The sequence below is a fragment of the Phycicoccus avicenniae genome (genome assembly GCF_050496545.1).
In the GTDB taxonomy this organism is placed as follows: domain Bacteria; phylum Actinomycetota; class Actinomycetes; order Actinomycetales; family Dermatophilaceae; genus Phycicoccus; species Phycicoccus avicenniae_A.
The window spans coordinates 164,808-190,441 of the sequence record NZ_JBNVZV010000007.1 but is presented as its reverse complement, the minus strand read 5'-3'; the positions used below and the strand labels follow the sequence as shown (position 1 = coordinate 190,441).

The window sequence follows — 25,634 nt, the reverse complement described above, 5'->3', positions numbered from 1 at the left end:
GTCCAGCCCGGCGCAGGCATCGACGACCTTCTGCGCCGTGATCGTGCCCACCGCGCCCTCGACCAACAGGTCACGCGTGCGAGGGAACCGCTCCCCGAGCGCAGCACCCAGAACGACCTTCCGCCCCGCGACCCCTTCGGTCAGGCCCGCCTCCAGGCAGAACATCACCGCCGACATCCCGTCCACGAACCCCAGCGGGTGCACCCGCTCCGCCGGACCATCACCCGAGAGCCGCGTCTCGAACCGCGCACCCCACGCCGCCGACACCGCCACCAGGGCATCAGCACTGTTGGCCAGCCCCTGCGCCTCCCCCGCGAGCTCGAAGGCATCCCCCGACGACAACCCCTGACCGGACTCCACGAGCTCACGACCCAGCCGCGCGCACTCCTCGCGCAGTGCCGCGATGCGGCTGCTGATCGTCCCCCTGTCCATGCCTCATCGTACCGAACACTTGTACGGTCGACAAGAGTTTCCACGGCCCAATCCTGCTGCCCGACAAGAATTTTGGCCCGGATACCGGAGCACATGGACGTCCCCGGGCGACTCCTCAACGACCCGCACCGGCACCCACCGGGGCGGAGATCAGTACGTCCGCACCACGAGGTCCGCCCGCTCACGGGTGGCGGCCACGAGCGCGGCGTTCGGCTCGTCGACCGCGGCGACCCACGACCGGGCGGCCTCGGGCTCCTTGCCGAACGTGACGTGCCGACCGATGAGCGCGGCCGTCCGCCGTTGGGGGTCGGCCTCGCAGAACCACACCTCGTCCACGAGCTCGCGCACGTGGGACCACGGCGGCGCGTCGAGCAGAAGGTAGTTGCCCTCCGACACGACGAGCCGTGCCGATGCCGGTACCTCGATCGCGCCCGCGAGCGGCTGCTCGAGGTCACGGTCGAAGCCGGGCGCGAAGACCGGGTGGGCCGGGCACGTGCGCAGCAGCCGCAGCAGCTCGACGTAGCCCCAGCCGTCGAAGGTCTCGGCGGCCCCCTTGCGCGCTCGGGTGCCGTGCGCCTCCAGGACGCTGTCCGCCAGGTGGTAGCCGTCCATCGGGACGTGCACGGCCTGCCCCGGAGTCTCCGCGTTCAGGGCCGCGACCAGCTCCTCCGCGAGGGTGGTCTTGCCGGCCCCCGGGACCCCGGTGATGCCGAGCAGGGCGCGGGGCGCGTCACCGAGCAGCGCGCGGGCCCGCCGCAGCAGGTCGGGCGGGACGTCGCTCAGGCCCACGGCGGCCGGGCGAAGGACCCGATGTCCTCCTCGTCGAGGTACGCGCGGGGGCGCTGGCGACCGTGCGCGACGAGCCGCGCCAGCGCGCCGGCCGCCCGCGCCCCTTCGGCGAGGACCCGCTCGAGCTCGAGGGCCGCGGCCTCGCGGCCCACCGGATCGTCGACGGCGGCCACCTCGGCGAGGAGCTGGTGCACGAGCACCGGCGCGGGCGGGAGGACCTGGGGGGCGAGGGCTGGGTCTGTGCTCACGGCGTGTCCCGACCGAGGCGTCGAACGCCTCCGGTGACGGCAGGGCCGGACGGGGTGCCTGCTGCCCCCGCACATCTCGACCCTACGCAAACAGACTACTCCCGCAGGCTCTTCGACGACAGACGCGAGGGGTGTCCGCCGCGTCACCGGTCGTGTCCCGGCGGACCTCACTCCCCACAGGCGGTGATGCGCCAGAGGTCCGCGCTCCCCGACGAGTCCACCCGCACGAACCCGGGGTGGCCCGCGACCGAGAGGCCGTCGTAGAGCTGCCGGCGCCGGTCGCCGGCCCAGAATCCGTGGCCGGACGTCAGCACGTGGGTGACTCCCAACCGCCGCACCGCCGCGCAGACGTCGGGCCGGGTGGCCGCCCGGTCCAGGTCGCCCGCGAGGAGCCGCCGGTCCGCGTCCCAGCGTCCGTTGAGGTGCGGGAACAGCGCGTCGCGGCCCCCGATGGGACCGGTGAGCGCGGCACCGTCCCACGGGCTGCCCGCGACGACGGCGCCCACGGGCACGTGCTCGGGCAGCCGGGCGACCAGCTGCTCCTCGGCCGTGCCCAACAGTGCGCGCGGTCGGTACCACTGCCCGGTGACCTTGGCCGTGGCGTCCGGGTACAGCCCGCCGGTGACCAGGACGAGCAGGGTGAGGACGGCCACCGGCCAGCCCAGCCGGAGCGGTGCCGCACGCACCGTGCGAGGCGACCCGGGCCCGCGTCGGACCCACGACGCCGACCACCGGACCGCCTGCTCGACACCGACGGCCGCGAGGGGCACCGCGGTGACGCCGGCGAGGGCCGCCAGGCGGAACGCGTCGTCGTACCAGGGGCCTCCGAGCCGCCGCGCGATCGCTCCGTCGCTCCCGGCGACGAGCACGAACAGCATCCCGGCGACGACGTGCGCCGCGACCAGCCAGCGACGGGCGCGGTCCCGGCCGACCCAGAGCACGACCGCCCCGAGGACCGTCAGCACAGCCACGGTGGCGGGAAGCGGGACGCGTTGGACCGAGAGCGTCAGCCACTCCCCCGCCGCCTGCCCCGGGCTCTCACGGGCCGGCCACGAGGTGCGGCGCGTCCCGTCGAAGGCCGGGCACCATCCGAGGAACCAGACGGTGGCCGGGACGAGGGCGAGACCCGCGACCCGCAGGCGCCCACCCGCACGCCACGCCGCGACGACCGCGGCGACGACCCCCAGGACCACGAGGGAGACGACGGCGTTGGGGTGGGCCAGGCCCAGCCCGGCCAGCGCGGGTCCGACGAGGACCAGCGCCGTCGCCCTCGGCGCCCCGCCGGCCCGCACGGGGCGCCCGAGCACCCCGACCACGAGCGCGAGGGCGGCCGGGAGCACGGCGGTCCCCAGGGCGTTGGGCCAGAGCGTGCCGTACGAGGAGACGAGCACCGGCGAGGCCGTGACGGCGGCCGCGAGCAGACCCGTCGCCGCGAGCAGCAGCGGCCGCGGACCGAGCGCCACGCGCACGAGCGCCACGAGGGAGATCGGCCAGGCCACCGCCACGACCACGAGCGCGGTCACGTTCGCCGCCACGACGACCGGCACGTCCGTGACGCCGGCGACGAGGGCCGCGAGGTCGTGCCATGCACCCGGGTAGAACCCCCGGGAGGCTCCCGGGACCGCGACCGTGCCGAGGGTCAAGGACGAGCCGTCGCCGGTCGTCAGGACGTGCCGGGCGGCCGAGAGGTGGAACACCGCGTCGAAGGTCTGCGGCCAGGTGGTGACCCCACCGGCGCCGCGCGCGAAGCCGAGCGCCAGCGATGCCCCACCCCCGAGCACGCCCAGGCCGCTCGCCCACCACAGGAGCGGACGGTCACCCGCCCGGGGACGCGGGGTCGCGCGCCCGACGTACCGCGGGACGGCGACGACCGCCACGGCCGCCGCCGTGGAGAGCAGAACGGCGGGCAGCCCCCACCGCAGGCCGACGCCCTGCGTGACCACCGCTCCGACCCCGAGGACCCCGGTCGACAGCACGGGGGCCAGCGCGACGGTCAGCACCCCCCGCACACCGGCGGCCCACGCCGTCAGGGCTCCCGGGACGACGAGGAGCAGGGCCCCGACGAGCACGGCGGGGACGGCCGACCACCACGTCACAAGACGGCCCGCAGCCGGCCGACCGCCTCCTCCACCGGGCCGTCGTGCACGACGCGCCCGGCATCGAGGACGATGCCGCGGTCGCAGAGCCGCTCGACGAGCGGGAGGTCGTGGCTGACCACGACGAGCGTGCGGCCCTCGGCGGACAGCTGCTCGATGCGGGTGAGGCACTTGTCGCGGAAGGCCTCGTCGCCGACCGCGAGCACCTCGTCGACGAGGAAGACGTCCGGCTCGGTGTGCACCGCGACGGCGAAGGCGAGCCGCAGGAACATCCCCGAGGAGTAGAAGCGGACCTGGGTGTCGAGGAACGGACCGATGTCGGCGAACGCGACGATGTCGTCGAAGCGCGCGCGGACGGCGGCCGGATCCATGCCGAGGATGGCCGCGTTGAGGTGGACGTTCTCTCGGCCGGTGAGGTCGGGGTGGAAGCCGGCGCCGACCTCGAGCAGCCCGGCCAGCCGGCCGCGCACCCGCACCCGGCCGGTGTCCGGGGCCATCACACCGGCGACCAGCTTGAGCAGCGTCGACTTGCCCGACCCGTTGCGCCCGAGCAGCGCGACGGTCTCGCCCTCGTGCACGGTGAGGTCGAGCGGGGCGAGGGCGTGGAAGTCGTCGTGGCGTGCCCGTCCCTGCACCGCCCAGACGAGGCTCTCCTTGAGGGAGTGCGTGTGCCGCAGCCGGAAGTGCTTGGAGGCGCCCTCGACCGACACCGCGACGCGCGCCCCCATCAGAGCTCCTGCGCGAACCGGCCGGAGAGCCGGTGGAAGACCGCCTGCCCGAGCGCGACGAGCAGCAGGGCGGTGCCGAGGGCGATGACTGTGCGGGAGACCAGGTCGGACGGGACGAGCGCGACGTTCCCCGGGGAGGCTCCCGCCCAGGTCGCCCGGTGCACGAGGTCGACCGCCACGGTCAGCGGGTTGTGCTGGTACAGGGTGAACCCCCACGACCCCGCCCCGAGCAGCCGCTCGACGAGGTGCGTCGGGTAGAGCACCGGCGAGGTCCAGACGAGCACCGTGAGGACCAGGTCGACGACGTTCTCGACGTCGCGGAAGAGGACGTCGACGGCCGAGAGCAGCAGCCCCAGACCCGTGGCGAGCAGCCCCGTGAGCAGCACGCAGGCGGCCAGGGCCAGCATCCCGCCGGGGTCGGGCCGCCAGCCGGCGACGAGCGCACCGGTGAGGAGGACGACGAGCTGCGGCAGCAGGTGCACCCCCGCCACGCAGACGCTGGCCACGGGGAACAGCTCGCGCGGCAGGAAGATCTTGCGGACCAGCTCGCCGTTGGCGACGACCGAGCGGGTGGCGTTGCCGAGGGCCTCGGAGAAGGCGCTGACGACGACGAGCCCGCCGAAGAGGTACACCGCGTAGTCGGGGATGCTGGTCTGGCGCAGGACGAGCCCGAGCCCCACGAAGTAGACGGCGAAGGTGACCGCCGGCTTGACGTAGGACCAGCCCAGCCCGAGCAGCGAGGCGCGGTAGCGCACCCGCAGCTCCTTGCGGACGAGCAGGCCCAGCAGGTGCCGGCGGCGCAGCACCTCCGTCAGCCCCCCGCCGACGCCCTGGACGGCGAGGTCGCTCACGACGCGTCCAGCCCGAGGGTCCGGCGCCAGGCGTACTCCCCGGTGAGCTCGGGCAGCGCCCCGCGGTACCGCGAGGACAGCTCAGGCCAGCGCGCCAGCAGCTCGCGGTGCACGTCGACCGCCTCGGCGAGAGCGCGGCCCGCGTCCCCGCGCGAGCGGCGCAGCCACGCCAGCCCGCCGCCGTCGGCGGTCGCGACCAGGGCGGAGTCGAGCCGGGCCAGGGACCACCAGCCGGCGTCGGCCGCCGCGACCTCGACCTCCGGGGCGTCGTGGGCGCCCGGGGGCACCGGCAGCACCTGGTGGAGCAGCCCCGCGGCGCCCGCGGCCAGGGTCGCCACCCGGCCGGTCGGGCGGGTCGGGTCGGGGTCGCGCTTCCGGCGCCGGCGGGGCGTCACCCGCGCGAAGTCCTCGGCGTCCGGGCGCACGTGCGCATCCGGGTGTCGGGCGCGCAGAGCCCGGACCTCGCCGAGGGCGCTGCCGAGCTCGGCGTGCAGCACGTCGGGGCCGCGCAGCACGTCGCGCAGGGCGCGGGTGCGCAGGGCCGCCGCGCCGTACTGCATGGCGAGGACGTGCTTGACCGAGATGAGCAGGCTCTCGCGCACCAGCCGGCCGCCGCGGTCGTAGCGCGAGTGCAGCAGCGCCGCGACGATGCGGTTGCGGGCGTGGAAGTAGGCCTGCCAGTCGGTGCTGTCGTCCTTGTCGGTCCACGGCACGTGCCACACGGCGGCGCCCGGGAGCGAGACCGTCGGATGGCCGGCCGCCCCGGCGCGCAGCCCGAACTCCGCGTCGTCCCACTTGATGAAGAACGGCAGCGAGAGCCCGACGTCACGCAGGACCGCGGTCGGCACGAGGCACATCCACCACCCGGTGTAGTCGGCCGGCAGGCGCCGGTGCAGCCAGGGGGTGGCGCGCAGCGTGCGGCGGGCCAGGTCGTGGTCGTGCTCCGACGGGCCGGACGGCGCCCAGCGGAACTGCCAGGGGCGCACGACCTCGGCGACGGCGTGCAGCACCGAGCGCTCGTACATCGAGAACATGTGGCCGCCGACCACCGTCGGACGGCGGCAGTGCCGAGCGAAGGCCACGGCCCGGGCGATGCCCTCCGGCTCGCACACGACGTCGTCGTCGAGGAGCAGCACGTGCTCGGACCGGCCGGCGTCGAGCGTCTCGAGCATCGCGCGCGAGAACCCGCCCGAGCCACCGAGGTTGGCCTGTCGGATGACGCGGAGCCGGTCGCCGAGGAGTCGCTCGGCCTCCGGGAACCCCGGGTCCTCCTCCACCCGGCGGCTGCCCTGGTCGACGACGACCACCGCGTCGAGGACGTCGTCGAGCTCGGACGCCGAGCCCAGCTGGGCCAGGAGCGCGGCGCAGTACCCGGGCCGGTCGAAGGTCGTGATGCCGACCGTCGTCCCGCCCGGCGTGGGCGCCGGGGCGTCGCCCACGGGCACGCTCCAGTCGGCCTCGTTCAGCACGAGCCCACCGGCCCCGGCGACGAGGTCGAACCAGTACCAGCCGCCGTCGGCGAAGGTGTCGAGCGGCAGCCGCACCTCGTGGTCGGCGGACCCGTCGAGCGAGCGGCTGGTCACCCGCGCGCTGGCACCCCGGGCCGAGGACCGGTACACCATGAGCACGCCCTCGCCGGTGGTACGGACCCGCAGCACCACCTCGGTGGCGGTCGTCCACCGGCGCCAGTACGAGGCGGGAAAGGCGTTGAGCCAGGTCGCGAACGATGCACCCACGCCCTCTCCGAGGCGGTAGGAGCGGCGGCCCAGGACCTGGTCCGGGTGCTGGTCGGACGGCAGGGACAGCACGGGCTGGTTCTCGTCGACCGGCGGCTCCTGGACGTGCCGGCCGTCGACGTAGAGCGGGAGCACGTCGAGGTCCCCGTCGAGCGGGAGGACGACCCGGGCGACGACGTCGAGGTCGGTCACCGTGCACCCACCGGGCGGCCGGCGAGCAGGTCGTCCAGCTCGTTGTCGACGAAGGTCAGCGCCGAGGCGATGGCCATGTGCATGTCGAGGTACTTGTAGGTGCCCAGCCGTCCGCCGAAGTGGACACCGAGGCCGCGCTCGAGGTTCGCCAGCTCGCGGTAGGCGGCCACCCGCTCGCGGTCCGCGGGAGCGGCCACCGGGTAGTACGGCTCGTCGCCCGGCCCGGCGAACCGGGAGTGCTCGCGGACGACGACCGTCCGGTCGCTCGGGTAGTGGGTCCGCTCCGGGTGGAAGTGCCGGAACTCGAGCGTCCGGGTCCACGGGACGGACTCGTCGGCCTCGTTGAGGACCGCGGTGCCCTGGTGGTCCCCCACCGGGAGGACCTCCTGGTCGAAGTCGAGCGTGCGCCAGCCGAGCCGGCCGTGCGCCTCGCCGAACCACCGGTCCACGGGTGCGGTGACGACGACGGGCACCTGCCCGACGAACCGGTCCCGGTGCAGGTGGTGGTCGCCCTCGAGCACGTCGGTGCCCAGTCGGACCTCGATGCGCGCGTGGTTGGCCATCCGGGTCAGCCACGCGGCGTAGCCGTCGACCGGCAGGCCCTCCCACGTGTCGGAGAAGTAGCGGTTGTCGTACGAGAACCGCACGGGCAGACGGGAGATGATCTCCGCCGGCAGCTCGGTGGGGTCGGTCTGCCACTGCTTGGCGGTGTACCCGCGCACGAACGCCTCGTAGAGCGGCCGCCCGATGAGGCTGATGGCCTTCTCCTCGAGGTTGCGCGGGTCGCCGGCGAGCTCGGCGGCCTGCTCGGCCACCAGGGCGCGCGCGGCCTCCGGGCTGTGGGCGCTGCGGAAGAACTGATTGAGCGTGCCGAGGTTGATCGGCATCGGGAAGACCTCGCCGCGGTGCACGGTCCACACGCGGTGGACGTAGTCGGTGAAGGCCGTGAACCGGTTGACGTACTCCCACACCCGCGCGTTGCTCGTGTGGAACAGGTGGGCGCCGTACCGGTGCACCTCGATGCCGGTCTCGGGCTCCACCTCGCTCCAGGCGTTGCCGCCGATGTGGTCCCGCTTCTCGAGGACGAGGACGTCCAGGCCGCGCTCCGCGGCGCGCTCGGCGACGGTCAGGCCGTACAGGCCGGACCCGACGACGACGAGGTCGACGCCGCTCATGCCTCGTCCTCCGTCCCGGTGCGCACGGCCGGCGGGGCGACCCACCGCCCGGCGGACGGGTGCCGGTGCCACGGCGGCGCCACGGGCAGGGGGAGCTCGGTGGCGGTCGCGGGGTCGCTCGTGAAGGTGTGCCGGTAGGCACGCCGGCGGAGCGCCGTCGGGACGAGGCGGTACCCGCCCCGGACGGCGGAGTTGCGCACCATCTGGCCGGTGCTCGTGAAGCCCTCGGACCGCAGGCGGCGCTGGAGCCGCAGCTCCGAGCGCAGCTGTCGCACACCGCCCTTGCGCTCGTACGCGCCGGTGTCGACCCGGTACCGCACGAGTGGCTCCGCGATGTTGACGACCCGCGCCCCGTTGGCGATCATCCGGGTGAAGACCCAGTAGTCCTCCATGAACGGCAGCTCGCGGTAGCCCCCGGCGGCGAGCACCGCGCTGCGCCGGTAGACGACGGTCGGGTGGTTGAACGGGTTGCGCCAGCGGGCGGTCGCGGCGATGTCGTAGGCCTCCACCGGCGGGACGCGCAGGACTCCCCCGCCGGCGCGCACGTCGTCGCCCTCCACCTCCAGCACCGCCGCACCGACGAGGTCGGCGCCGTCCTCGACGACCGGGAGCTGCACGAGGAAGCGGTGCGGCAGCGAGATGTCGTCGGCGTCCATCCGGGCCACGACGTCGTGCCGGCAGGCCGCGAGGCCACACTGGAGGGCTTGGGCCAGACCGACGTTGTGCGAGAGGCGGAGCCGTCGCACGGGGACGGGCGACCCGGACTCGAGCTTCTCGAGGGCCGAGGCGAGCTCCGGGCCGATGTGGCCGTCCTGGACGACGACCACCTCGTCGGGGCGGCGCAGCTGCTCGTGCACGGTGCTGCGGAACGCCGAGACGAGGTGCTGTGGCCGGTCACCGCGGTAGACGGGCAGGAGCAGGGAGAAGGGTTCGCTCACGCCGACGACGCTAGGGACGGACGGGGTACGGACGGTGAACTCGCCACGGCCGCAGGGTGACCGGTGCCGGGCGGGGAGCCGTCATGCGCCGGCAGGGGCCATCGCGGCGACGCCTGCAGTTCACCTCGAGGACGGGAGCCGCTCGTCCGCGCGCCCTATCGTCGGGGACGTGAACCGCACCGCCGGGCGCGTCGTCGCCGTCGTCGTCACACACCGCCGTCCCGGGCTGCTCGCCCGGGGGCTGGCGGCGCTCGCCGCACAGGACCGCCGCCCCGACCACCTCGTGGTCGTCGACAACGCGGACGATCCCCACACACGAGACGTCGTCGAGGGCTGCGACCTCCCGCTGACCTACCTGCCGTCGGCCACGAACCTCGGGGGCGCGGGCGGGTTCGCCTACGGCCTCCTCACCGCACGCGCGCTCGGGGCGGACTGGGTGTGGATGGCCGACGACGACGGGCGTCCGGCGACGACGGGCACCCTCACCGCCCTCCTCGCCGCCGCCGACCGCGAGTCCCTCGAGGTCGTGGCCCCCCTCGTCCTCGACGTCGACGACCCCTCGCGGCTGGCCTTCGGGCTGCGCAGCGGCACCCGCCGGGCGACCGTCCGGACGGACCTGCCGGCCACCGGGGTGCTGCGCGACGTCGTCAACCCCTTCAACGGGATGCTCCTCGCTGCCCGAGCGCTCGACGCCGTCGGCGTGCCCGACCCCCGGCTCGTCGTGCGGGGCGACGAGGTCGAGATCCACCGGCGGCTCGTGCGCAGCGGCCTGCCCTTCGGCACCTGCCTCGACGCGTCGTGGCTGCACCCCTCCGGCGCCCGTGACGTCGTGCCGCTGCTCGGCGGCACCCTGCCGGTGTACGTCCCGGCGGACCCGGCGCGCGCCGAGGTCGCCTACCGCAACCTCGGCTGGCTCACGAGCCAGCCGGGCATGCGCTGGCGGCGCTGGCCGGACGAGGCGCGCTACGCGTGGTACCACCTCGTGCTGCGCCGGGACCCCGGGTGGTGGCGCGTCTGGCGGGAGCGGTCGGCCGCGGGGCGGCGGGAGCACTTCGTCTCCTGAGCCGGCCCGGACCCTCAGCTGTCGAACCCGATGCCGACGGCGTCCATCCCGCGCAGCCACAGGTTGCGCCGGCCGGTGCGGTCCTCGGCGGCCAGCGAGGCCCGCGTGGCCTTGACCCCGATCGCCCGGAACGGCTCGGGCGGGAAGGGTAGCGGCTTGCGGCGCACCATCCCCAGCCGGGTGACCTCGGTGTCGCGGCCGTGCACGAGGTCCAGGGCGACCCGCGCGCCGAAGCGGGTGGAGGCCACCCCGAGGCCGGTGTAGCCCACCGCGTACGCGAGCCGACCGCCGAACGCCGTCCCGAACACTGGCGTGAACCGCGACGTGGTGTCGATGACGCCGGCCCAGCGGTGGGTGAAGCGCACGCCCTCGAGCTGGGGGAAGATCTCGAGGAAGTGGCGCGCCAGCAGGTCGTGGGACGCCGACTGCTCGTACCGAGGGTCGATCCGCCCGGGAAAGTGGTAGTTCGCGTCGTAGCCGCCGAAGAGCACGCGGTCGTCCAGCGTCCGCCGGTAGTAGTGGAACTGGTTGCCGGCGTCGGTGAGCCCTTCGCGCCCCTCCCAGCCGACGGCGGCCAGCTGCGCGGGCGTCAGCGGCTCGGTCATCAGCACGTGGTCGTAGACCGGCAGCGTGTACCAGGCCAGCCGGCGCAGGACCCCCCGGAAGGCGCCGGTGCCCACGACGACCCGCCGGCCGCGGATGCTCCCCCACTCGGTGCCGACGAGCAGCCCGTCGCCGTCCGCGTCGAACCGGGCGACGGCGGTGTCCTCGTGGACCCGCACCCCGAGCCGCTCGGCGGCCGCCGCCAGCCCCCAGACCAGCCGCGCGGGGTCGACGAGCCCGACCGTCGGGTCGTGCATCCCCCCGAGGTAGCGCGGGGAGTCCACGCGGGCCCGGGCCGCCGATGCATCGAGCAGCTCGACGGGCACGCCGTGCTCGCGGTGCAGGGCGTGGGCCTCCCGGACCGTGGCGAGCTGACGCTCGTCGAGGGCGAGGGTCAGCTCACCGGGCACATGGAGGTCGCAGTCGATGCCGTACCGCTCGACCGCGTCGGCGAGGCCGGCCATGTTCTCGGCGCCCAGGCGTTCCAGCGCGGGCACCTCGTCCGGCCAGCAGGCCACGCCCTGGGCCAGCCCGTGGGTGAGCGACGGCGAGACGAACCCGCCGTTGCGCCCCGACGCCGCGATCCCGAGCCGCCCCCGCTCGAGGACGACGACATCGAGGGAGGGGTCGTCCTCCTTGGCCTGGAGCGCGGCCCAGAGCCCGGTGAAGCCCCCGCCGACCACGACCAGGTCGGCGTGGTGCCCGGAGCCGGTCAGCGCCGGGCGCGGGTCGGGGCGCAGCGCGGGGCGGTCGGTCCAGAAGACGTCCGGCACCGCGTCGGCGAGCGAGGCGCGGACCACGGACGGCGAGACGGGCATGCCGAGCATCATGCCCCAGCGCGGTCCCGTCGCGCGCGCCCGTGTCCACGGATCACGGACCTCCCACGGCCGGCTGCCTCGGAAACCGACGGCTCGAGGGTCTGCTGGCTTCTCGATCGGTGGCGTGACACCATCCGGTCATGTCCGACCGCCTCCTCGCCGACGCCCACAGCCTCGCCCTCCCCCACCACCCGCTGCCGACCGCCGACGTCGTGGCCGGCAGCCCGACCGCGGCGGTCCGTACGCTCGCGGCGCTGGGCGACGTCGAGGTGGGCGTCTGGGAGATGACCGCCGGGACCGCCCGGGACACCGAGACCGACGAGGTGTTCGTCGTCCTGTCCGGCGCGGGGACGGTGGAGTTCGAGGACGGCGAGACCATCGACCTCGGGCCCGGGACGGCCGTCCGTCTGCGGGCCGGCGAGCGCACGACCTGGACGGTCACGGCCACGCTGCGGAAGGTCTGGGTGGCCTGATCCGACACCTCCCGGCGCGCCGCCGTCCCGAGGTCTCGGATCGGTCACGATGCCCGATCGGGTGGCTGGCATTTCCCTGAGAGGCCCGGTCTTGACTAGGTTGCAGCAGCATGAGCGAAGCCCTGGTCGTCATGAAGGACGTCAACAAGCACTTCGGTGACCTCCACGTGCTCAAGGACATCGACCTCACCGTCGGCACGGGCGAGGTGGTCATCCTCATCGGCCCCTCGGGCTCCGGGAAGTCCACGCTCTGCCGCACCATCAACCGCCTCGAGACCATCGAGTCCGGGTCGATCACCATCGACGGCAAGCACCTCCCCGAGGAGGGCAAGGAGCTCGCGGCCCTGCGCGCGGACGTCGGGATGGTGTTCCAGTCCTTCAACCTCTTCGCCCACAAGACGATCCTCGAGAACGTCACGCTCGGGCCGGTCAAGGTCCGCGGGATGAAGAAGGCCGACGCGGACAAGCGCGCGATGGAGCTCCTCGAACGGGTCGGCGTCGCCCACCAGGCCGAGAAGTACCCCGCCCAGCTCTCCGGCGGGCAGCAGCAGCGTGTGGCCATCGCCCGCTCGCTCGCGATGGACCCCAAGGTCATGCTCTTCGACGAGCCGACCTCCGCGCTGGACCCCGAGATGATCACCGAGGTCCTCGACGTCATGGTCGAGCTGGCGAGGAGCGGCATGACGATGATCGTCGTCACCCACGAGATGGGCTTCGCCCGCAAGGCGGCCAACCGGGTCGTCTTCCTCTCCGACGGCCAGATCGTCGAGGAGGGCACGCCCGAGGAGTTCTTCACGAACCCGCAGAGCGAGCGGGCCAAGGACTTCCTCGGGAAGATCCTCACCCACTGACCCACGAGGGACTGCACATCGCCGCGCCCCGACCACCCGGGGCACGGCACGACAGGGAGGAACAGCACATGACGACACGACGATGGGGTGCGGTCGCGGCCACCGCGGCACTCGCCCTCGGCCTGGCGGCCTGCGGCTCCGACGCAGGGAACACCGGGAGCGGCGGCGGCGAGTCCGGCGACTCCGGCGGCGGCCTGAAGATCGGCATCAAGTTCGACCAGCCGGGCATGGGCCTGAAGAAGGGCACCGAGTACTCGGGCATGGACGTCGACGTCGCGACGTACATCGCCAAGGAGCTCGGCACCGACGCGGCCGACATCACCTGGGTGCAGGCCCCCAGCGCGCAGCGCGAGACCCTCATCTCCACGGGTCAGGTCGACATGGTCCTCGCGACCTACTCGATCACCGACGCCCGCAAGGAGAAGGTCTCCTTCGCCGGGCCGTACTTCGTCGCCGGCCAGGACCTGCTCGTGCGCGCGGACGACTCCTCGGTCACCGGCCCGGACGCCCTCGAGGGCAAGAAGCTCTGCTCGGTCACCGGCTCGACCTCGGCCCAGAAGGTCAAGGACCAGTACCCGGGCGTCCAGCTCCAGGAGTTCGCCACCTACTCCGAGTGCCTCCCGGCACTGGCCAACAAGGGCGTCGACGCCCTGACCACCGACGACACGATCCTCGCCGGCTTCGCCGCGCAGGACGAGTACAAGGGCAAGTTCAAGGTCGTCGGCAAGACCTTCTCCGAGGAGCGCTACGGCGTCGGCCTCAAGAAGGGCGACACCGCCCTCTGCGAGAAGGTGAACGCGGCCATCACCAAGATGGTCAACGACGGCGCCTGGCAGAAGGCGATCGACGACAACCTCGGGCCGGCCGGCTACAAGCCGGGCGCGGGCAACCCGCCCACGCCGGACGCCTGCTCCTGACGCACGACGACGTCGGGGGACGCCGACCGCCCACCCGGGCGGGCGGCGTCCCCCGTCACCGCTGACCGGAAGGGGACCCGCCCGTGCGGGAGATCTTCGAGAACTACGACGTCCTCGCGGCGTTCGGGATGACCGTCTACCTCACCGTCTTCGCGGCGATCGGCTCGCTGCTGCTCGGCACGGTCCTCGCCGTCATGCGGGTCTCGCCCGTCGGCGTGCTGCGGAACCTCGGGGCGTTCTACGTGAACACCGTCCGCAACACCCCGCTCACCCTCATCCTCCTGTTCTGCATCCTCGGGGCGTTCTACATCCTCAAGCTCGAGTTCGCCCCGGCGAGCTCGCCGACGTGGGTGCGCGACAACGGGATCCGCTGGGCGATCGTGGGCCTGGCGGTGTACCACGCGGCGTTCGTCTGCGAGGCCCTGCGCTCCGGGGTCAACACCGTGCCGGCCGGGCAGGCCGAGGCCGCCCGCTCCATCGGCCTGACGTTCGCCCAGTCGATGCGCGAGGTGATCCTGCCGCAGGCCTTCCGAGGCGCCATCGCACCGCTCGGCTCGGTGCTCATCGCGCTGACCAAGAACACCACCGTCGCCTCGATCATCGGCGTCGCCGAGGCCTCGGGCCTGATGAAGGTGATCATCGAGAACGAGACCGCCAGCGTGACCGTCTTCCTCGTCTTCGCGATCGGCTTCGTCATCCTCACCCTGCCGGTGGGCGTCCTGTTCACCGCCCTCTCCCGACGTCTGGCGGTCAAGCGATGAGCGCGCCCTCGGTCCTCTTCGACGCCCCCGGCCCCCGTGCCCGGGCCCGCCACCGGGTGCTCACGGTCTTCGGCGTGCTGCTCGGCGCGGCCGGGCTCGGTGTGGTGCTGTGGAAGTTCCAGCAGGCCGGTCAGCTCGACGCCGACCTGTGGAGCCGCTACGTGCTCTCGGCCGACGTGTGGACCGAGTACCTGGTCCCCGGCATTCTCAAGACCCTGCAGGCCGCCGCGGTCTCGATCGTCCTGGCGATGGTGTTCGGGCTCGTCTTCGGCATGGGGCGGCTCTCGCAGCTGGCCCCGGTGCGCTGGTTCTGCGGTGTCGTCGTCGAGTTCTTCCGCGCCGTCCCCGTGCTGCTGATGATGTACTTCGCGTTCGGCGTCTACGCGGTCAACAACGTCTTCGGGGTCGACTTCAACGCCTTCTACGCCGTGGTCACCGGGCTCACGCTGTACAACGGGTCGGTCATCGCCGAGCTGGTCCGCTCGGGCGTGCACCAGCTGCCCCGCGGGCAGGCCGAGGCCGGCCTGTCGATCGGGCTCTCCCCCGGCCAGGTGCTGCGCTCCATCGAGCTCCCGCAGGCCCTGACCGCGATGCTGCCCGCCCTCGTCGGCCAGCTGGTCGTCATCCTCAAGGACAGTGCCCTGGGCACGGCCATCACCTACCCGGAGCTGCTGCAGGTGGCCCGCGACGCCGGCACGGCGTACGCGGCCCCCATCCCGGCGTTCGTCGTCGCGGCGGTCCTCTTCATCCTGCTCAACTACGGTCTGACCCTCGTCGCCGGACGGGTCGAGCGCCGGATCAACCGGCGCGGCCGGGCCGCCGGCGGCACCACGACGAACGCGATGCCGGGCGCCCCGGGCGGCACCGGGGCGATGCCGAGCACCGGCCTCGGCGGCGAGAACGTCCAGAACCTCGACCCGACGAGCACCGCCCGATAGGTCAGGACCGCTGGTTGTTCCGCGGATGCGTTCTCATCGCGACTGCGCGCGCGCGGATCTGGCCGCACCGGGTGGTTTTTCCCGCACGTGCGGCTAGGGTACCCGTGTGCACCTGTTCCGGATCCGTGAGGCCGCCGACCTGCTCGGCATCAGCGACGACACCATGCGCCGCTGGGCCGACGCCGGACGGATCGCGACCACGACCGATGCGGCGGGCCGGCGTGCCGTCGAGGGTCCCGTCCTGGCGCGGTTCGCCGAGGAGCTCGCCGCCGAGGCGGCCCAGCTCCATGCCGACGACCTCGCGCCCGCCTCGCTGCGGAACCGGTTCACCGGGCTCGTGACGCGGGTCGTCAAGGACGGCGTCATGGCGCAGGTCGAGGTCCAGTGCGGGCCGCACCGCCTCGTGTCCCTCCTGAGCCGCGAGGCCGCCGACGAGCTGGGGCTGGAACCCGGGATGCTCGCCGTCGCCGCGGTCAAGGCCACCAACGTCTCGGTCGAGATCCCCCGACCGCGATGACCCGCACGCCCTCCCCCGAGAAGCCAGGAGCGCCCATGCGCCGCGTCGTCATCACCACCCTCGTCGCCGGACTCGCCGGTCTCGGGCTGGCCGGCTGCGGCAGCGACACGAGCGCGAGCGGCGCGGGCGCCGGCTCGACCCCGGCCTCGTCGGCGTCGTCGGTGAGCGGGGAGATCACCGTGCTGGCCGCTGCCTCCCTCACCGAGTCGTTCACCACCCTGGCCCGGCAGTTCGAGGCCGCGCACCCGGGCGTTGAGGTCACCCTCAGCTTCGGGGCCAGCTCGGCCCTGGCGACGCAGGTCACCTCGGGCGCCCCGGCGGACGTCTTCGCCTCGGCCAGTGCGAAGAACATGGACACGGTCGTGGCCGCCGAGGCGGCGAGCGACCCGAAGACCTTCGCGAAGAACGTCATGGAGATCGCGGTGCCGCCGGCCAACCCCGGCAAGGTCACCGGTGTGGCCTCGCTCGCCGACGCGGACGTCAAGACGGCCCTGTGCCAGAGCCAGGTCCCGTGCGGGTCGACCGCCGAGAAGGTCTTCGCCAACGCGAAGCTCACCGTCGAGCCCGTCACCCTGGAGCCGGACGTCAAGTCGGTGCTGAGCAAGGTCACCCTGGGCGAGGTCGACGCCGGCGTGGTCTACGTGACCGACGTCCGGGCCGCCGGCGACACGGTCAGGGGCATCGAGATCCCGGCGGACGTCAACGCCTCGACGAGCTACCCCATCGCGGCACTCACGCAGAGCGGAAACCCCGCGACGGCGGCCGCCTTCGTCGACTACGTCCTCTCCGCCGAGGGCGCCACGGTCCTCACCGCGGCCGGCTTCCAGCGGCCGTGACCCTGTCGGTCGCCGAGCGACGGCGCCGCGCGAGGACCGGTGCAGGGTCCCGCTCGGCGCCGGCTCCGCTGCTCGTCCCGGCCGTCGTGGCGGTCCTCTTCCTCGTCGTGCCGCTGTCGGGGCTGCTCATCCGTGCCCCCTGGGGTGACGCGTGGACGATCCTGCGCGGCTCGCAGGCCGCCGAGGCGTTGAAGCTGTCGCTGTGGACCTCGTCGCTGGCCACCGTCATCGCCCTCGTCGTGGGGGTCCCGCTGGCCTGGCTGCTGGCCCGGGCCTCCTTCCCGGGGCTGCGCGTGGTGCGGGCCCTGGTCACCCTGCCGCTGGTCCTGCCGCCGGTGGTCGGTGGTGTCGCCCTGCTGCTCGCCTTCGGGCGCAACGGGTTCCTCGGCCGGTACCTCGACCAGTGGTTCGGGATCACCATCCCGTTCAGCTCGACCGCCGTGGTCATGGCCGAGACCTTCGTCGCGATGCCCTTCCTCGTCGTCACCGTCGAGGGCGCGCTGCGGGCCGCCGACCGTGGGTACGAGGAGGCCGCGGCCACCCTGGGCGCCGGGCGGATGACGGTCTTCCGCCGGGTCACGCTGCCGATGATCGCGCCGTCCCTCGCCGCCGGCGCCGTCCTGTGCTGGGCGCGCGCGCTCGGGGAGTTCGGCGCCACCATCACCTTCGCGGGCAGCTTCCCGGGGCGGACCCAGACGATGCCCATCGCCGTGTACTACGCGCTGGAGACCGACCCCGACGCGGCGATCCTGCTCAGCCTGGTCCTCCTCCTCGTCTCGGTCGCCATCCTGGTCACGCTGCGCGACAGGTGGCTGCGCGGAGGCACGAACGCGTGACCGCGAACCCTCCCGGACTGTCGGTGCAGGCCCGCGTCGAGCGCGGCGCCTTCACCCTCGATGCCTCCCTGCGCGCGGCACCCGGTGAGGTGCTCGCCGTGCTCGGGCCGAACGGGTCGGGCAAGTCCACCCTGCTGGGGGCTCTGGCGGGGCTGGTCCCGCTCACGGCCGGCCGGATCGTCCTCGACGGCACCGTCCTCGACGACGCGAGCACGGGGGCCTTCGTCGAGGCCTCGCACCGACCCGTGGGCTTCGTGTTCCAGGACTACCGGCTCTTCCCCCACCTCTCGGTGCTCGACAACGTCGCGTTCTCGCCGTCCGTGCGGGGCCGGTCGCGCGCCGAGGCCCGCGCCGTGGCGCAGGCGTGGCTCGACCGGCTCGGGCTCGCCGAGCACGCGCGCCGGCGCCCGGCCGGGCTCTCGGGAGGGCAGGCCCAGCGCGTGGCCCTCGCCCGCGCGCTGGCCGGCGCGCCCGGCCTGCTCCTCCTCGACGAGCCGCTCTCGGCCCTCGATGCCCGCACCCGCCTCGACGTGCAGACCGAGCTGCGCCGGCACCTGGCCGACTTCGACGGGCCGTGCCTGCTCGTCACCCACGACCCCCTCGAGGCCCTCGTGCTGGCCGACCGGCTCGTCGTGCTCGAGGAGGGCCGGGTCGTGCAGGAGGGCACACCCTCCGAGGTGGCCCGCCGCCCCTCGACCGAGTACGTCGCCCGGCTGGTCGGCCTCAACCTCTACTCCGGGGTCGCCGACGGTCCGGTGGTCGCCCTCGAGGGGGGCGGCTCCTTCGTCGTCCCCGACCACGACGACCGCGGGGAGGTCCTCGTGGCGCTGCGACCCTCCGCGGTCACGGTGTCCGACGCACCCCCGGGGCGCTCGAGCGCCCGCAACACCTGGCCGGCGACGATCACCGGGCTGACCCTCCTCACCGACCGCGTCCGGCTCGACCTGGACGGGAGTCCGTCGGCCCTCGTCGACGTCACCCCGGCCGCCGTGGCCGACCTCGCCCTGGAGCCGGGGCAGGAGGTCTGGCTCTCGGCCAAGGCCGTCGACGTGGAGGTGTACCGGCGCACCCCGGCCGTCGAGGACTGAGCACACCGGTGCGCGAAGGGCCCGGACCGTGGTGGTCCGGGCCCCTTCTCGTGCTCCCCCGGTTGGACTCGAACGAACGATTGGTTCTGTTGGACTCGAGTGGACATACACAGTCACAGACGCCCCCTGACCTGCAGATATGCCCCATCCTTACGCTGGTCCAACTGTCCATCCGAGGGTCGAAAAGGGACAAAAATGGCCCTACGATTCGATGCATGAACGATGCAAAACGAGCGCGTCACCGGTTCGGGCAGGTGTCCCAGATGCGCTCGGGGCGATGGCAGGCGCGCTATAGCGTCCCTGCCAACCACCCCTCGGGCCGCGGAGGGCAGCTCATCGCCGCCCCCCACACGTTCGAACCGACCACGTACGGACACGAGGCGGCGCGGGACTGGCTACGCGACGAGGAGCGTCGCTTGATTGCCGAGGGAGCCCAATGGACCACCCTCGCGGAACGAGCAGAGGTGGAGAGGCGCCAGGCCGAACGAGAGGCCGTCGTCACCTTTGCGGAGTACTCCGCCACATGGTTGCGGACACGCCGAACCCGCAATGGCCCCCTCCAGGAGTCCACGCGTCGCTCGTACGGTCTTTGGCTCAGGAAGTACCTCCTGCCCGCTCTGGGCCCACTCCCTCTTGACGAGATCACGGTGACAGTCGTCCTTCGCTGGTACGAGCAGCACCTCCCCCACGACAAGCCCAAAACCTCTCGGGAGTGCTACGCGTTGGGTTCCGCCATCATGCGCAGTGCAACCGCTGCCGATGGCGTGCTTCCCGGGGCGATCAACCCCTTCAAGATCGATGGCGCCGGCTCCATCGGCAGCCGCTCCGAGGCGCGAACCGAAGTCATCGACGACGACGACCTGCGCCTCATCGTCGCCACCATCCGCCCGGAGTGGCAAGCCATGGTCGCCCTCGCTCTCGGCTGCGGCCTCCGCTTCGGGGAGATCATCGCGTTGCGCCGTTCCGACATCGACCTGAGCGCCAAGGTTCCCGTCGTCCGAGTGACGCGCGCCATCGGTACCGGACCGAACGGGCGCCGCTACGAGAAAGGGCCCAAGAGCCAAGCGGGCAGGCGCGACCAGCGGATCCCCGCACCCGTCCTGGCCGCGCTGACACACCACATGGACACCTACGTCGTCGGGCGCAACGGACTACTGTTCCCCGCCGATGACGGATGGTGGCTGTCCGAGACCAGTTTCCGCAAGGGCAGAGGCGGCTGGGCCGCTGTACGCACCGCCGTCGGAAGGCCGATCAACTTCCATGACCTGCGCGCGACCGGAGCGACACGCATGGCCCAGCGGGGAGCGCATGTGGCCGAGGTCAAACTGTTTCTGGGTGACAGCTCGACTCAAGCGGCCGAACGATACGTCCGTGCCACCCAAAGCCGCATGGATGAACTCACCGCTACCGCCTTCTCCGGCATCAGTTTCGGCAACATGCCGATCGAATAGGTGTTTCCCGCCAACAGGCCTCTCCCGTCCCGCGGCGTGCCGAACTCGACGACCAGGGATCCTTCAGTTGCGTCAGCAGGCCGACGACGGCGAACAGCAGATGGACGACCGTATGCAGCGTCGAGTCCAGAAATATGCAGAGCGGCACTTCGTGCGACTAGTGACCAGGGACCGCCACCAAGTCGTCGTCGAACATGACGCCGGGGACGAACCGAACCGAACCGTAAGCTCAGCACCGTGACTGATTGAACGAGGCCCCACCATCGCGGTGGAGTTCCGTTCGCGCGTGAAGGGTCAGCCGAGCAGGTCCTTCATGGTGGCGATCTCCTGCTGCTGGGCCTTGATGATGGCGTCGGCGAGGGTGCGCACGTCAGCGTCCTGGGTGCTGCTGAGGACGTCCTGGGCCATGGTGATGGCGCCTTTGTGGTGGGCGATCATCATGGTGAGCCACTGGCGGTCGAAGTCGGTGCCGGTGGCGTCCTTGAGGGATGTCATGTCGGTCGCGCTCATCATGCCGGGCATGCCGTGGTCCATGCCGGCCCCGGCGGGGGCACCCCAGGAGGTGAGCCAGCCTTGCATCTTCTGGATCTCGGGGTCTTGGGCGGCCTTGATGTTGGTGGCGAGGGCGCGCACCTGCTCGGAGGCGCCGGCCTTGGCGTCGAGGGCGAGGTCGGCCATCTCGACGGCCTGCTGGTGGTGCGGGATCATCATCTGCGCGAACATCACGTCGCCCGGCGCGCCCCGCGCCGCCGTCCCGCCGGCGGATGCGGACGCGCTCAAGCTCGACATCCCGGACATCCCCGGCATGCCGGAGTGGTCGGTGTCGGAGCCGCAGGCGGCGAGCAGGGTCGCGGCGGTGAGGGCGACGGCGCCGAGTGTGAGGCGACGGGTGGAACGGCTGGTGGAGGGCACGGGTGTCCTTCGGTGATGGAGAGCGGGAACGTCCACACCTTCGCGCGGGCGTGCGGTTCTACCCCGAAGGCTCCATGAAGGTTCGATGAAGAAGCTCGATGGCAGCCCGGTCAGGTGACGTAGCCGAGCGTCGTCATCATGCCGGTCTCGGCGTGGTAGGCGTTGTGGCAGTGAGCGGCCCACTGTCCAGGGTTGTCGGCGTCGAGGTCCAGCACGAGGCGCTGCATCGGCCGCAGCAGGACGGTGTCCTTGCGGACCCCGCTGCCGCGTACCGAGAAGGTGTGCCCGTGCAGGTGGAAGGGGTGGACCATCATCGACATATTGCTGACGGCCAGCGAGACCCGCTCGCTCGAGCGCACCTCGAGGGGGTCGGTGTCGGGGAAACTGCGGCCGTTGATGGCCCAGCGGTAGGGGTTCATCGACCCGGAGAGCACCAGGTCGTGCGTGCGGTCCGTGCTGCGCTCGCCGAGAGTGGTGCCCGCCAGAGGACGCAGGCTCTCCAACGACAGGACGGTCCCGGACGTCGCGGCCGCCGTTGCTGGGATCCCGGGCGCGCCGCTCGCAGTCCGCAGGAGGGCCAGGGCTTGCCCGTCCTTGCCCTCGGGGATCGCCGTGAGCGGGAAGGCGCCGTCGCCGAGGGTGGCGAGCAGGTCGTAGCGCTCCCCCATCGCGATGAGGAGCGCGTCGCCCTCGACCGGCTCCACGGGCCAGCCGTCGCTGTGGGTGACCGTCAGGCGGTGTCCGGCGAGGGAGAGCCGGAAGACGGTGTCCGAGGCGGCGTTGACGACGCGCAGGCGGATGCGGTCGCCGGGTCGGGCGTGCAGGACGTCCGGGTCGGACGGCACGCGTCCGTTGACGAGGTAATGCGGGTAGACGACGTCCCCGCCGCCCGACATCCCGCCCATCCCGCCGGAAGCCATGCCGCCCATGCCGCTCGTCGAGCCACCCATCATCCCGCCCATGCCATGGCCTCCGGACGAGCCACCGTCGGACGCGCTCGAGCCGGCGGTCAGCCCGGCCAGCACGTCGTCCGGGGTGCGCCCGGTGCCGTCGACCCAGTCGTCGAGGACGAGGACCCACTCGTCGTCGTAGCGACTCGGCTCGTGCGGGTCCTCGACGACGAGGACGCCGTACAGGCCGCGGTCGAGCTGCACGCCGACGTGAGGGTGGAAGAAGTAGGTGCCGGGGTTCGGTGCGGTGAACTCGTACCGGAAGGCCCCGCCCGGGCGGATCGCGTCCTGCGTCATCATCGGCACGCCGTCCATGTCGTTGCGCAGCCGGATGCCGTGCCAGTGCACCGAGGTGTCGGTGGGCAGGTCGTTGCGCACGTCGACACGCAGCACCTGGCCGGCCCCGACGCGCAGGGTCGGCCCTGGGATGGCGGTGCCGAAGGCCCAGGTGTCGACGACCACACCGCCGAGGTCGACGGTGGTGGGGGCCGCCCGCATCGAGGTGCTCACCTGACCCCGGGCGTGACGGGAGGCCTCCGTGGAGGCCACGACGGCCGAGCGCGGCCCCACTGCTCGGGAGCCGCCCCCGCACGCGGTCAACGCACCGAGTCCCGCCAGGCCCAGCGCACCGGTGAGGAGGGTGCGGCGCGCGGCGGTCATCGACGCGCCGCCCGGTCCTGCGGCGCCCTCGCGTCCTGCGCCGGCCGAGCGACAGGACGGACCAGCGCCACGACGGCGAGGACCACCAGCGCCCACAGCGCGGTGACCACGCCACCCATGACCAGCCACATGACCCAGCCGGTGCCCACGAACCCGGTCATCATCGGGACCATCTCCTTCGCCTCCTCCCCGAGGGTGCGCGCCGAGCCCGACGGTCCCGTCGAGGTGGCGTAAAGGTTCGATGAAGATGCCCGCGGGGGTACCCGCACGCGCGCACACGGACCCTGGCCTCGTGACACGATCGGCCCCATGCAGAGCGTCCCGACCTCCCCGACCACCCCGGGGGTCCGCGCGCTCGTCATCGAGGACGAGGTCCACATGGCGCGCCTCATCGGCAGCTACCTGGAGCGCGCCGGCATGGAGGCGCACGTCGTCCACGACGGGCCCGCCGGCGTGGCGGCCGCCCGCGAGGTCGACCCCGACGTCGTCGTGCTCGACCTCGGCCTGCCGGGCCTCGACGGCATCGAGGTCTGCCGGCAGCTGCGCACGTTCTCCGACGCCTACGTCGTCATGGTCACCGCCCGCGACGACGAGGTCGACACCCTCATCGGCCTGTCCGTCGGGGCGGACGACTACCTGACCAAGCCCTTCAGCCCGCGCGAGCTCGTCGCCCGCATCTATGCGATGTTCCGACGCCCCCGCCGACCCACCCACCCCGAACCCACCGACCACGCCCTCACCGTCGGCCGGCTCGCCGTCGACCCCGTCGGCCGCGAGGTGTGGCTCGACCAGGACCCGATCCACCTGACCCGCACCGAGTTCGACGTCCTCGCGGCCCTCGCGGGCAACCCTCGGATGGCCTTCTCGCGGCGCCGGCTCATCGACGCCGTGTGGGGGCCCGAGTGGGTCGGCGACGAGCACCTCGTGGACGTCCACGTCGGGCACCTGCGGCGCAAGCTCGGTGACGACGCCACCGACCCGGTCTTCGTGCGCACCGTGCGCGGGGTCGGCTACCGGATGGGTCCCGGAGCGTGAGCCACCCCCGTCCCCGGGCGGCGCGCGGCTTCGGCGCGCGGCTGCTCCTCGCGCAGGCCCTGCTGCTCGTCGCGGGCGCCGTCACCGCCTACCTCGTCGCCTCCCTCGTGGGCCCGGGGCTCTTCCACCAGCACCTGCTCGAGGCCGGCACCGACCCCAGCAGCTCGGAGACCTACCACCTCGAGATGGCCTTCCGCGACGCGCTCCTCGTGGCGATGGGGGTCGCACTGCTCGTCTCCGTCGGCGCCGCGCTCGCCATCAGCGCGTGGTTCACCCGCCGGGTCCAGCGCTCCACCCGCCGCGTCGTCGACGCCGCCGCCGACGTCGCCGCCGGGCGCTACGACGTGCGCGTCCCCGCCTCCGGCCTCGGAGTCGAGCTGGACCGGATGTCGAGCACCATCAATGAGCTCGGAGCGCGCCTCGAGCAGGTCGAGGGCACCCGCCGCCGGATGCTCAGCGACCTCGGCCACGAGCTGCGCACCCCGCTGGCCACCGTCGAGGCCTACCTCGAGGCCCTCGAGGACGGCGTCATCGCCCCCGACGCCGCGACCTTCGCGTTGCTGCGCTCGAGCACCCACCGCCTGCGCCGCCTCGCCGACGACCTCGGGAACGTCAGCCGCGCCCAGGAAGGCCGCCTCGATCTGCACCCCGTTCGGGTCGACCTCGGCGCGCTCGTCGACGACGTCCTGGCCACCGAGGCGAACGCCTTCGAGGCCCGCGGGGTCACCCTGCGCACCGACGTCGCCCCGGCACCCCTGCTCGTCGACGCCGACCCCGAGCGCATCGGTCAGGTCCTGACCAACCTCCTGCGCAACGCCCTGCGGCACACACCAGCAGGGGGCACCGTCACCGTGCGCACCGCGCAGGAGTCAACCCATGCGGTCCTGCACGTGGTGGACGACGGCGAGGGCATCACCGCCGAGCACCTGCCCCACGTCTTCGAGCGCTTCTACCGCGCCGACTCCTCCCGCACCGCCGCGGACGGCGGCGGCTCGGGCATCGGCCTGACGATCAGCCGCGCCATCGCCGAGGCCCACGGCGGCACCCTGACCGCCCGCAGCCACGGCGCAGGCACCGGCGCCACGTTCGCGCTCCGGCTGCCGCGCGCCTGACCGGGGTCAGCCGGTCGCAACGGGCCGGAAGACCTCCCGCACGACCGGACGGCGGCGCAGCCATCCCGTGAGCGCGGTCAGGGGGCGACGCAGCAGCAGCCAACCGGCCTCCGCCACGAGCCCGCCGAGCAGCAGCCCGGCGAGCACGTCCTGCGGGTAGTGGGCCCCCACGTACACACGCGTGAACGCCATCGCGACCGCGGCCACGACGGCCCAGCGACCCAGACGTGGCGCCGCGACCAGCAGACCGACGGCGATCGCGCCGGCCATCGTCGCGTGGTCCGACGGGAACGACACGTCGGTCGTGCGCTGGACGAGCAGGAGCGCGCCGGGGTGCGTCGCATAGGGGCGCGCCTCGCCGAACAGGGCGGCAACCGGCTGGTTCACGGTCACGGCCACGAGCGTCCCGAGAGCCACCCACCCGGCGGCGGCGAGGTCACGGTCGCCCGCACGCCGGGCCCGCAGCAGCGCCCAGAAGGCCAGCCCCGCGAAAAGGACGACCCCGTAGGTCGCGAAGAGCACGGCCGGTCCGTGCAGCCACGGGGTGGATCGGGCGAAGGACTGGACCGCGGCGAACAGTCGCTCGTCGAGCGAGGACGTGGGCATGCAGGTGCGGCCTTTCTCGGAA

General features: G+C 73.1%; 27 protein-coding genes. 13 read left to right on the top strand and 14 right to left on the bottom strand.

Annotated elements, in window-relative coordinates:
* The 9 genes from ACQZ2A_RS08620 to ACQZ2A_RS08580 form a co-directional block, all read right to left on the bottom strand.
* Window positions 1-432 (bottom strand): hypothetical protein (locus tag ACQZ2A_RS08620; RefSeq protein WP_430209566.1); only part of this gene is annotated, 432 nt, incomplete at its 3' end.
* Window positions 433-582: 150 nt separating this feature from the next.
* Entirely contained in the window at window positions 583-1,221 is a 639-nt protein-coding gene (locus tag ACQZ2A_RS08615; RefSeq protein WP_430209564.1) for a nucleoside/nucleotide kinase family protein, read from the bottom strand.
* On the bottom strand, window positions 1,212-1,469 hold the full coding sequence (locus tag ACQZ2A_RS08610) for a hypothetical protein (protein ID WP_430209561.1): 258 nt from the start codon (window positions 1,467-1,469) through the stop codon (window positions 1,212-1,214). The genes ACQZ2A_RS08615 and ACQZ2A_RS08610 overlap by 10 nt, the downstream gene beginning before the upstream one ends.
* Before the next feature lie 167 nt (window positions 1,470-1,636).
* Window positions 1,637-3,565 carry a DUF6541 family protein gene (locus ACQZ2A_RS08605; protein WP_430209559.1) on the bottom strand — a complete coding sequence of 643 codons (1,929 nt, stop codon included), beginning with the start codon at window positions 3,563-3,565 and terminating at the stop codon, window positions 1,637-1,639.
* A complete protein-coding gene (locus ACQZ2A_RS08600) occupies window positions 3,562-4,293 on the bottom strand; it encodes an ABC transporter ATP-binding protein (protein WP_430209556.1) in 732 nt (243 codons plus the stop codon). The genes ACQZ2A_RS08605 and ACQZ2A_RS08600 overlap by 4 nt, the downstream gene beginning before the upstream one ends.
* Window positions 4,293-5,144 (bottom strand): ABC transporter permease, encoded by an 852-nt coding sequence (locus ACQZ2A_RS08595; RefSeq protein ID WP_430209554.1) that lies wholly within the window; start codon window positions 5,142-5,144, stop codon window positions 4,293-4,295. Before ACQZ2A_RS08595 ends, ACQZ2A_RS08600 begins: the two co-directional genes overlap by 1 nt.
* The gene (locus ACQZ2A_RS08590) at window positions 5,141-7,072 is read right to left on the bottom strand and encodes a glycosyltransferase (RefSeq protein WP_430209552.1); all 1,932 of its coding nucleotides are present in this window, start codon (window positions 7,070-7,072) and stop codon (window positions 5,141-5,143) included. The genes ACQZ2A_RS08595 and ACQZ2A_RS08590 overlap by 4 nt, the downstream gene beginning before the upstream one ends.
* A complete protein-coding gene (locus ACQZ2A_RS08585) occupies window positions 7,069-8,247 on the bottom strand; it encodes a UDP-galactopyranose/dTDP-fucopyranose mutase family protein (RefSeq protein WP_430209550.1) in 1,179 nt (392 codons plus the stop codon). Before ACQZ2A_RS08585 ends, ACQZ2A_RS08590 begins: the two co-directional genes overlap by 4 nt.
* Window positions 8,244-9,185: a glycosyltransferase gene (locus ACQZ2A_RS08580; protein ID WP_430209547.1), complete on the bottom strand. Its 942-nt coding sequence runs from the start codon at window positions 9,183-9,185 to the stop codon at window positions 8,244-8,246. Before ACQZ2A_RS08580 ends, ACQZ2A_RS08585 begins: the two co-directional genes overlap by 4 nt.
* Before the next feature lie 169 nt (window positions 9,186-9,354).
* On the opposite strand from ACQZ2A_RS08580, the gene glfT1 reads away from it, so the two are divergent.
* The gene (glfT1, locus tag ACQZ2A_RS08575) at window positions 9,355-10,248 is read left to right on the top strand and encodes a galactofuranosyltransferase GlfT1 (protein WP_430209544.1); all 894 of its coding nucleotides are present in this window, start codon (window positions 9,355-9,357) and stop codon (window positions 10,246-10,248) included.
* Window positions 10,249-10,262: 14 nt separating this feature from the next.
* Here glfT1 and ACQZ2A_RS08570 read toward each other — a convergent pair whose 3' ends face one another.
* Window positions 10,263-11,669 (bottom strand): NAD(P)/FAD-dependent oxidoreductase, encoded by a 1,407-nt coding sequence (locus ACQZ2A_RS08570; protein ID WP_430209541.1) that lies wholly within the window; start codon window positions 11,667-11,669, stop codon window positions 10,263-10,265.
* A gap of 140 nt (window positions 11,670-11,809) precedes the next feature.
* Here ACQZ2A_RS08570 and ACQZ2A_RS08565 point away from each other — a divergent pair, with 140 nt between their 5' ends.
* The 10 genes from ACQZ2A_RS08565 to ACQZ2A_RS08520 all read left to right on the top strand — a co-directional run bounded on the left by ACQZ2A_RS08565 (window position 11,810) and on the right by ACQZ2A_RS08520 (window position 20,337).
* On the top strand, window positions 11,810-12,142 hold the full coding sequence (locus ACQZ2A_RS08565; protein WP_430209539.1) for a cupin domain-containing protein: 333 nt from the start codon (window positions 11,810-11,812) through the stop codon (window positions 12,140-12,142).
* 110 nt (window positions 12,143-12,252) lie between these two features.
* Complete coding sequence (locus ACQZ2A_RS08560; RefSeq protein ID WP_430209536.1) at window positions 12,253-12,993, top strand: amino acid ABC transporter ATP-binding protein; 741 nt, start codon at window positions 12,253-12,255, stop codon at window positions 12,991-12,993.
* Window positions 12,994-13,061: 68 nt separating this feature from the next.
* Window positions 13,062-13,910: a glutamate ABC transporter substrate-binding protein gene (locus ACQZ2A_RS08555; RefSeq protein WP_430209533.1), complete on the top strand. Its 849-nt coding sequence runs from the start codon at window positions 13,062-13,064 to the stop codon at window positions 13,908-13,910.
* Window positions 13,911-13,993: 83 nt separating this feature from the next.
* The gene (locus ACQZ2A_RS08550) at window positions 13,994-14,671 is read left to right on the top strand and encodes an amino acid ABC transporter permease (RefSeq protein WP_430209530.1); all 678 of its coding nucleotides are present in this window, start codon (window positions 13,994-13,996) and stop codon (window positions 14,669-14,671) included.
* The gene (locus tag ACQZ2A_RS08545; protein WP_430209527.1) at window positions 14,668-15,609 is read left to right on the top strand and encodes an amino acid ABC transporter permease; all 942 of its coding nucleotides are present in this window, start codon (window positions 14,668-14,670) and stop codon (window positions 15,607-15,609) included. Before ACQZ2A_RS08550 ends, ACQZ2A_RS08545 begins: the two co-directional genes overlap by 4 nt.
* A 106-nt stretch (window positions 15,610-15,715) precedes the next feature.
* Entirely contained in the window at window positions 15,716-16,126 is a 411-nt protein-coding gene (locus ACQZ2A_RS08540; protein ID WP_430209524.1) for a TOBE domain-containing protein, read from the top strand.
* Window positions 16,127-16,161: 35 nt separating this feature from the next.
* Window positions 16,162-16,962, top strand: coding sequence for a molybdate ABC transporter substrate-binding protein (modA, locus tag ACQZ2A_RS08535; protein ID WP_430209522.1), 801 nt, complete (start codon window positions 16,162-16,164; stop codon window positions 16,960-16,962).
* Between the two features lie 2 nt (window positions 16,963-16,964).
* A complete protein-coding gene (locus ACQZ2A_RS08530; protein ID WP_430209576.1) occupies window positions 16,965-17,798 on the top strand; it encodes an ABC transporter permease in 834 nt (277 codons plus the stop codon).
* Window positions 17,795-18,886, top strand: a complete 1,092-nt coding sequence (locus ACQZ2A_RS08525) for an ABC transporter ATP-binding protein (protein WP_430209519.1) — start codon at window positions 17,795-17,797, stop codon at window positions 18,884-18,886. The genes ACQZ2A_RS08530 and ACQZ2A_RS08525 overlap by 4 nt, the downstream gene beginning before the upstream one ends.
* Before the next feature lie 215 nt (window positions 18,887-19,101).
* Window positions 19,102-20,337 carry a tyrosine-type recombinase/integrase gene (locus ACQZ2A_RS08520; RefSeq protein ID WP_430209516.1) on the top strand — a complete coding sequence of 412 codons (1,236 nt, stop codon included), beginning with the start codon at window positions 19,102-19,104 and terminating at the stop codon, window positions 20,335-20,337.
* A 294-nt stretch (window positions 20,338-20,631) separates the two neighbouring features.
* On the opposite strand, the gene ACQZ2A_RS08515 is transcribed toward ACQZ2A_RS08520, so the two are convergent.
* The 3 genes from ACQZ2A_RS08515 to ACQZ2A_RS08505 all read right to left on the bottom strand — a co-directional run bounded on the left by ACQZ2A_RS08515 (window position 20,632) and on the right by ACQZ2A_RS08505 (window position 23,020).
* Entirely contained in the window at window positions 20,632-21,249 is a 618-nt protein-coding gene (locus ACQZ2A_RS08515; protein WP_430209514.1) for a DUF305 domain-containing protein, read from the bottom strand.
* A gap of 110 nt (window positions 21,250-21,359) precedes the next feature.
* A complete protein-coding gene (locus ACQZ2A_RS08510; RefSeq protein ID WP_430209512.1) occupies window positions 21,360-22,859 on the bottom strand; it encodes a multicopper oxidase family protein in 1,500 nt (499 codons plus the stop codon).
* Complete coding sequence (locus ACQZ2A_RS08505; RefSeq protein ID WP_430209509.1) at window positions 22,856-23,020, bottom strand: hypothetical protein; 165 nt, start codon at window positions 23,018-23,020, stop codon at window positions 22,856-22,858. The genes ACQZ2A_RS08510 and ACQZ2A_RS08505 overlap by 4 nt, the downstream gene beginning before the upstream one ends.
* A gap of 148 nt (window positions 23,021-23,168) precedes the next feature.
* Between ACQZ2A_RS08505 and ACQZ2A_RS08500 the strand changes: the two genes are divergently transcribed.
* Both ACQZ2A_RS08500 and ACQZ2A_RS08495 read left to right on the top strand, forming a co-directional pair.
* Complete coding sequence (locus tag ACQZ2A_RS08500) at window positions 23,169-23,894, top strand: response regulator (RefSeq protein ID WP_430209507.1); 726 nt, start codon at window positions 23,169-23,171, stop codon at window positions 23,892-23,894.
* The gene (locus ACQZ2A_RS08495; RefSeq protein ID WP_430209504.1) at window positions 23,891-25,006 is read left to right on the top strand and encodes a sensor histidine kinase; all 1,116 of its coding nucleotides are present in this window, start codon (window positions 23,891-23,893) and stop codon (window positions 25,004-25,006) included. The genes ACQZ2A_RS08500 and ACQZ2A_RS08495 overlap by 4 nt, the downstream gene beginning before the upstream one ends.
* Window positions 25,007-25,012: 6 nt before the next feature.
* Here the strand turns inward: ACQZ2A_RS08495 and ACQZ2A_RS08490 are convergent, their stop codons facing one another.
* Complete coding sequence (locus ACQZ2A_RS08490; protein WP_430209502.1) at window positions 25,013-25,612, bottom strand: phosphatase PAP2 family protein; 600 nt, start codon at window positions 25,610-25,612, stop codon at window positions 25,013-25,015.
* Window positions 25,613-25,634: the final 22 nt, after the last annotated feature.

Excerpts from the sequence above, each read along its gene's own strand:
- ACQZ2A_RS08510 (WP_430209512.1), bottom strand. The coding sequence starts at position 22,859 with ATGACCGCCGCGCGCCGCACCCTCCTCACCGGTGCGCTGGGCCTGGCG.
- ACQZ2A_RS08565 (WP_430209539.1), top strand. The coding sequence starts at position 11,810 with ATGTCCGACCGCCTCCTCGCCGACGCCCACAGCCTCGCCCTCCCCCAC.
- ACQZ2A_RS08600 (WP_430209556.1), bottom strand. The coding sequence starts at position 4,293 with ATGGGGGCGCGCGTCGCGGTGTCGGTCGAGGGCGCCTCCAAGCACTTC.
- ACQZ2A_RS08585 (WP_430209550.1), bottom strand. The coding sequence starts at position 8,247 with ATGAGCGGCGTCGACCTCGTCGTCGTCGGGTCCGGCCTGTACGGCCTG.
- ACQZ2A_RS08555 (WP_430209533.1), top strand. The coding sequence starts at position 13,062 with ATGACGACACGACGATGGGGTGCGGTCGCGGCCACCGCGGCACTCGCC.
- modA (WP_430209522.1), top strand. The coding sequence starts at position 16,162 with ATGCGCCGCGTCGTCATCACCACCCTCGTCGCCGGACTCGCCGGTCTC.
- ACQZ2A_RS08490 (WP_430209502.1), bottom strand. The coding sequence starts at position 25,612 with ATGCCCACGTCCTCGCTCGACGAGCGACTGTTCGCCGCGGTCCAGTCC.
- ACQZ2A_RS08520 (WP_430209516.1), top strand. The coding sequence starts at position 19,102 with ATGAACGATGCAAAACGAGCGCGTCACCGGTTCGGGCAGGTGTCCCAG.
- ACQZ2A_RS08570 (WP_430209541.1), bottom strand. The coding sequence starts at position 11,669 with ATGCCCGTCTCGCCGTCCGTGGTCCGCGCCTCGCTCGCCGACGCGGTG.
- ACQZ2A_RS08545 (WP_430209527.1), top strand. The coding sequence starts at position 14,668 with ATGAGCGCGCCCTCGGTCCTCTTCGACGCCCCCGGCCCCCGTGCCCGG.
- ACQZ2A_RS08500 (WP_430209507.1), top strand. The coding sequence starts at position 23,169 with ATGCAGAGCGTCCCGACCTCCCCGACCACCCCGGGGGTCCGCGCGCTC.
- ACQZ2A_RS08560 (WP_430209536.1), top strand. The coding sequence starts at position 12,253 with ATGAGCGAAGCCCTGGTCGTCATGAAGGACGTCAACAAGCACTTCGGT.
- ACQZ2A_RS08505 (WP_430209509.1), bottom strand. The coding sequence starts at position 23,020 with ATGACCGGGTTCGTGGGCACCGGCTGGGTCATGTGGCTGGTCATGGGT.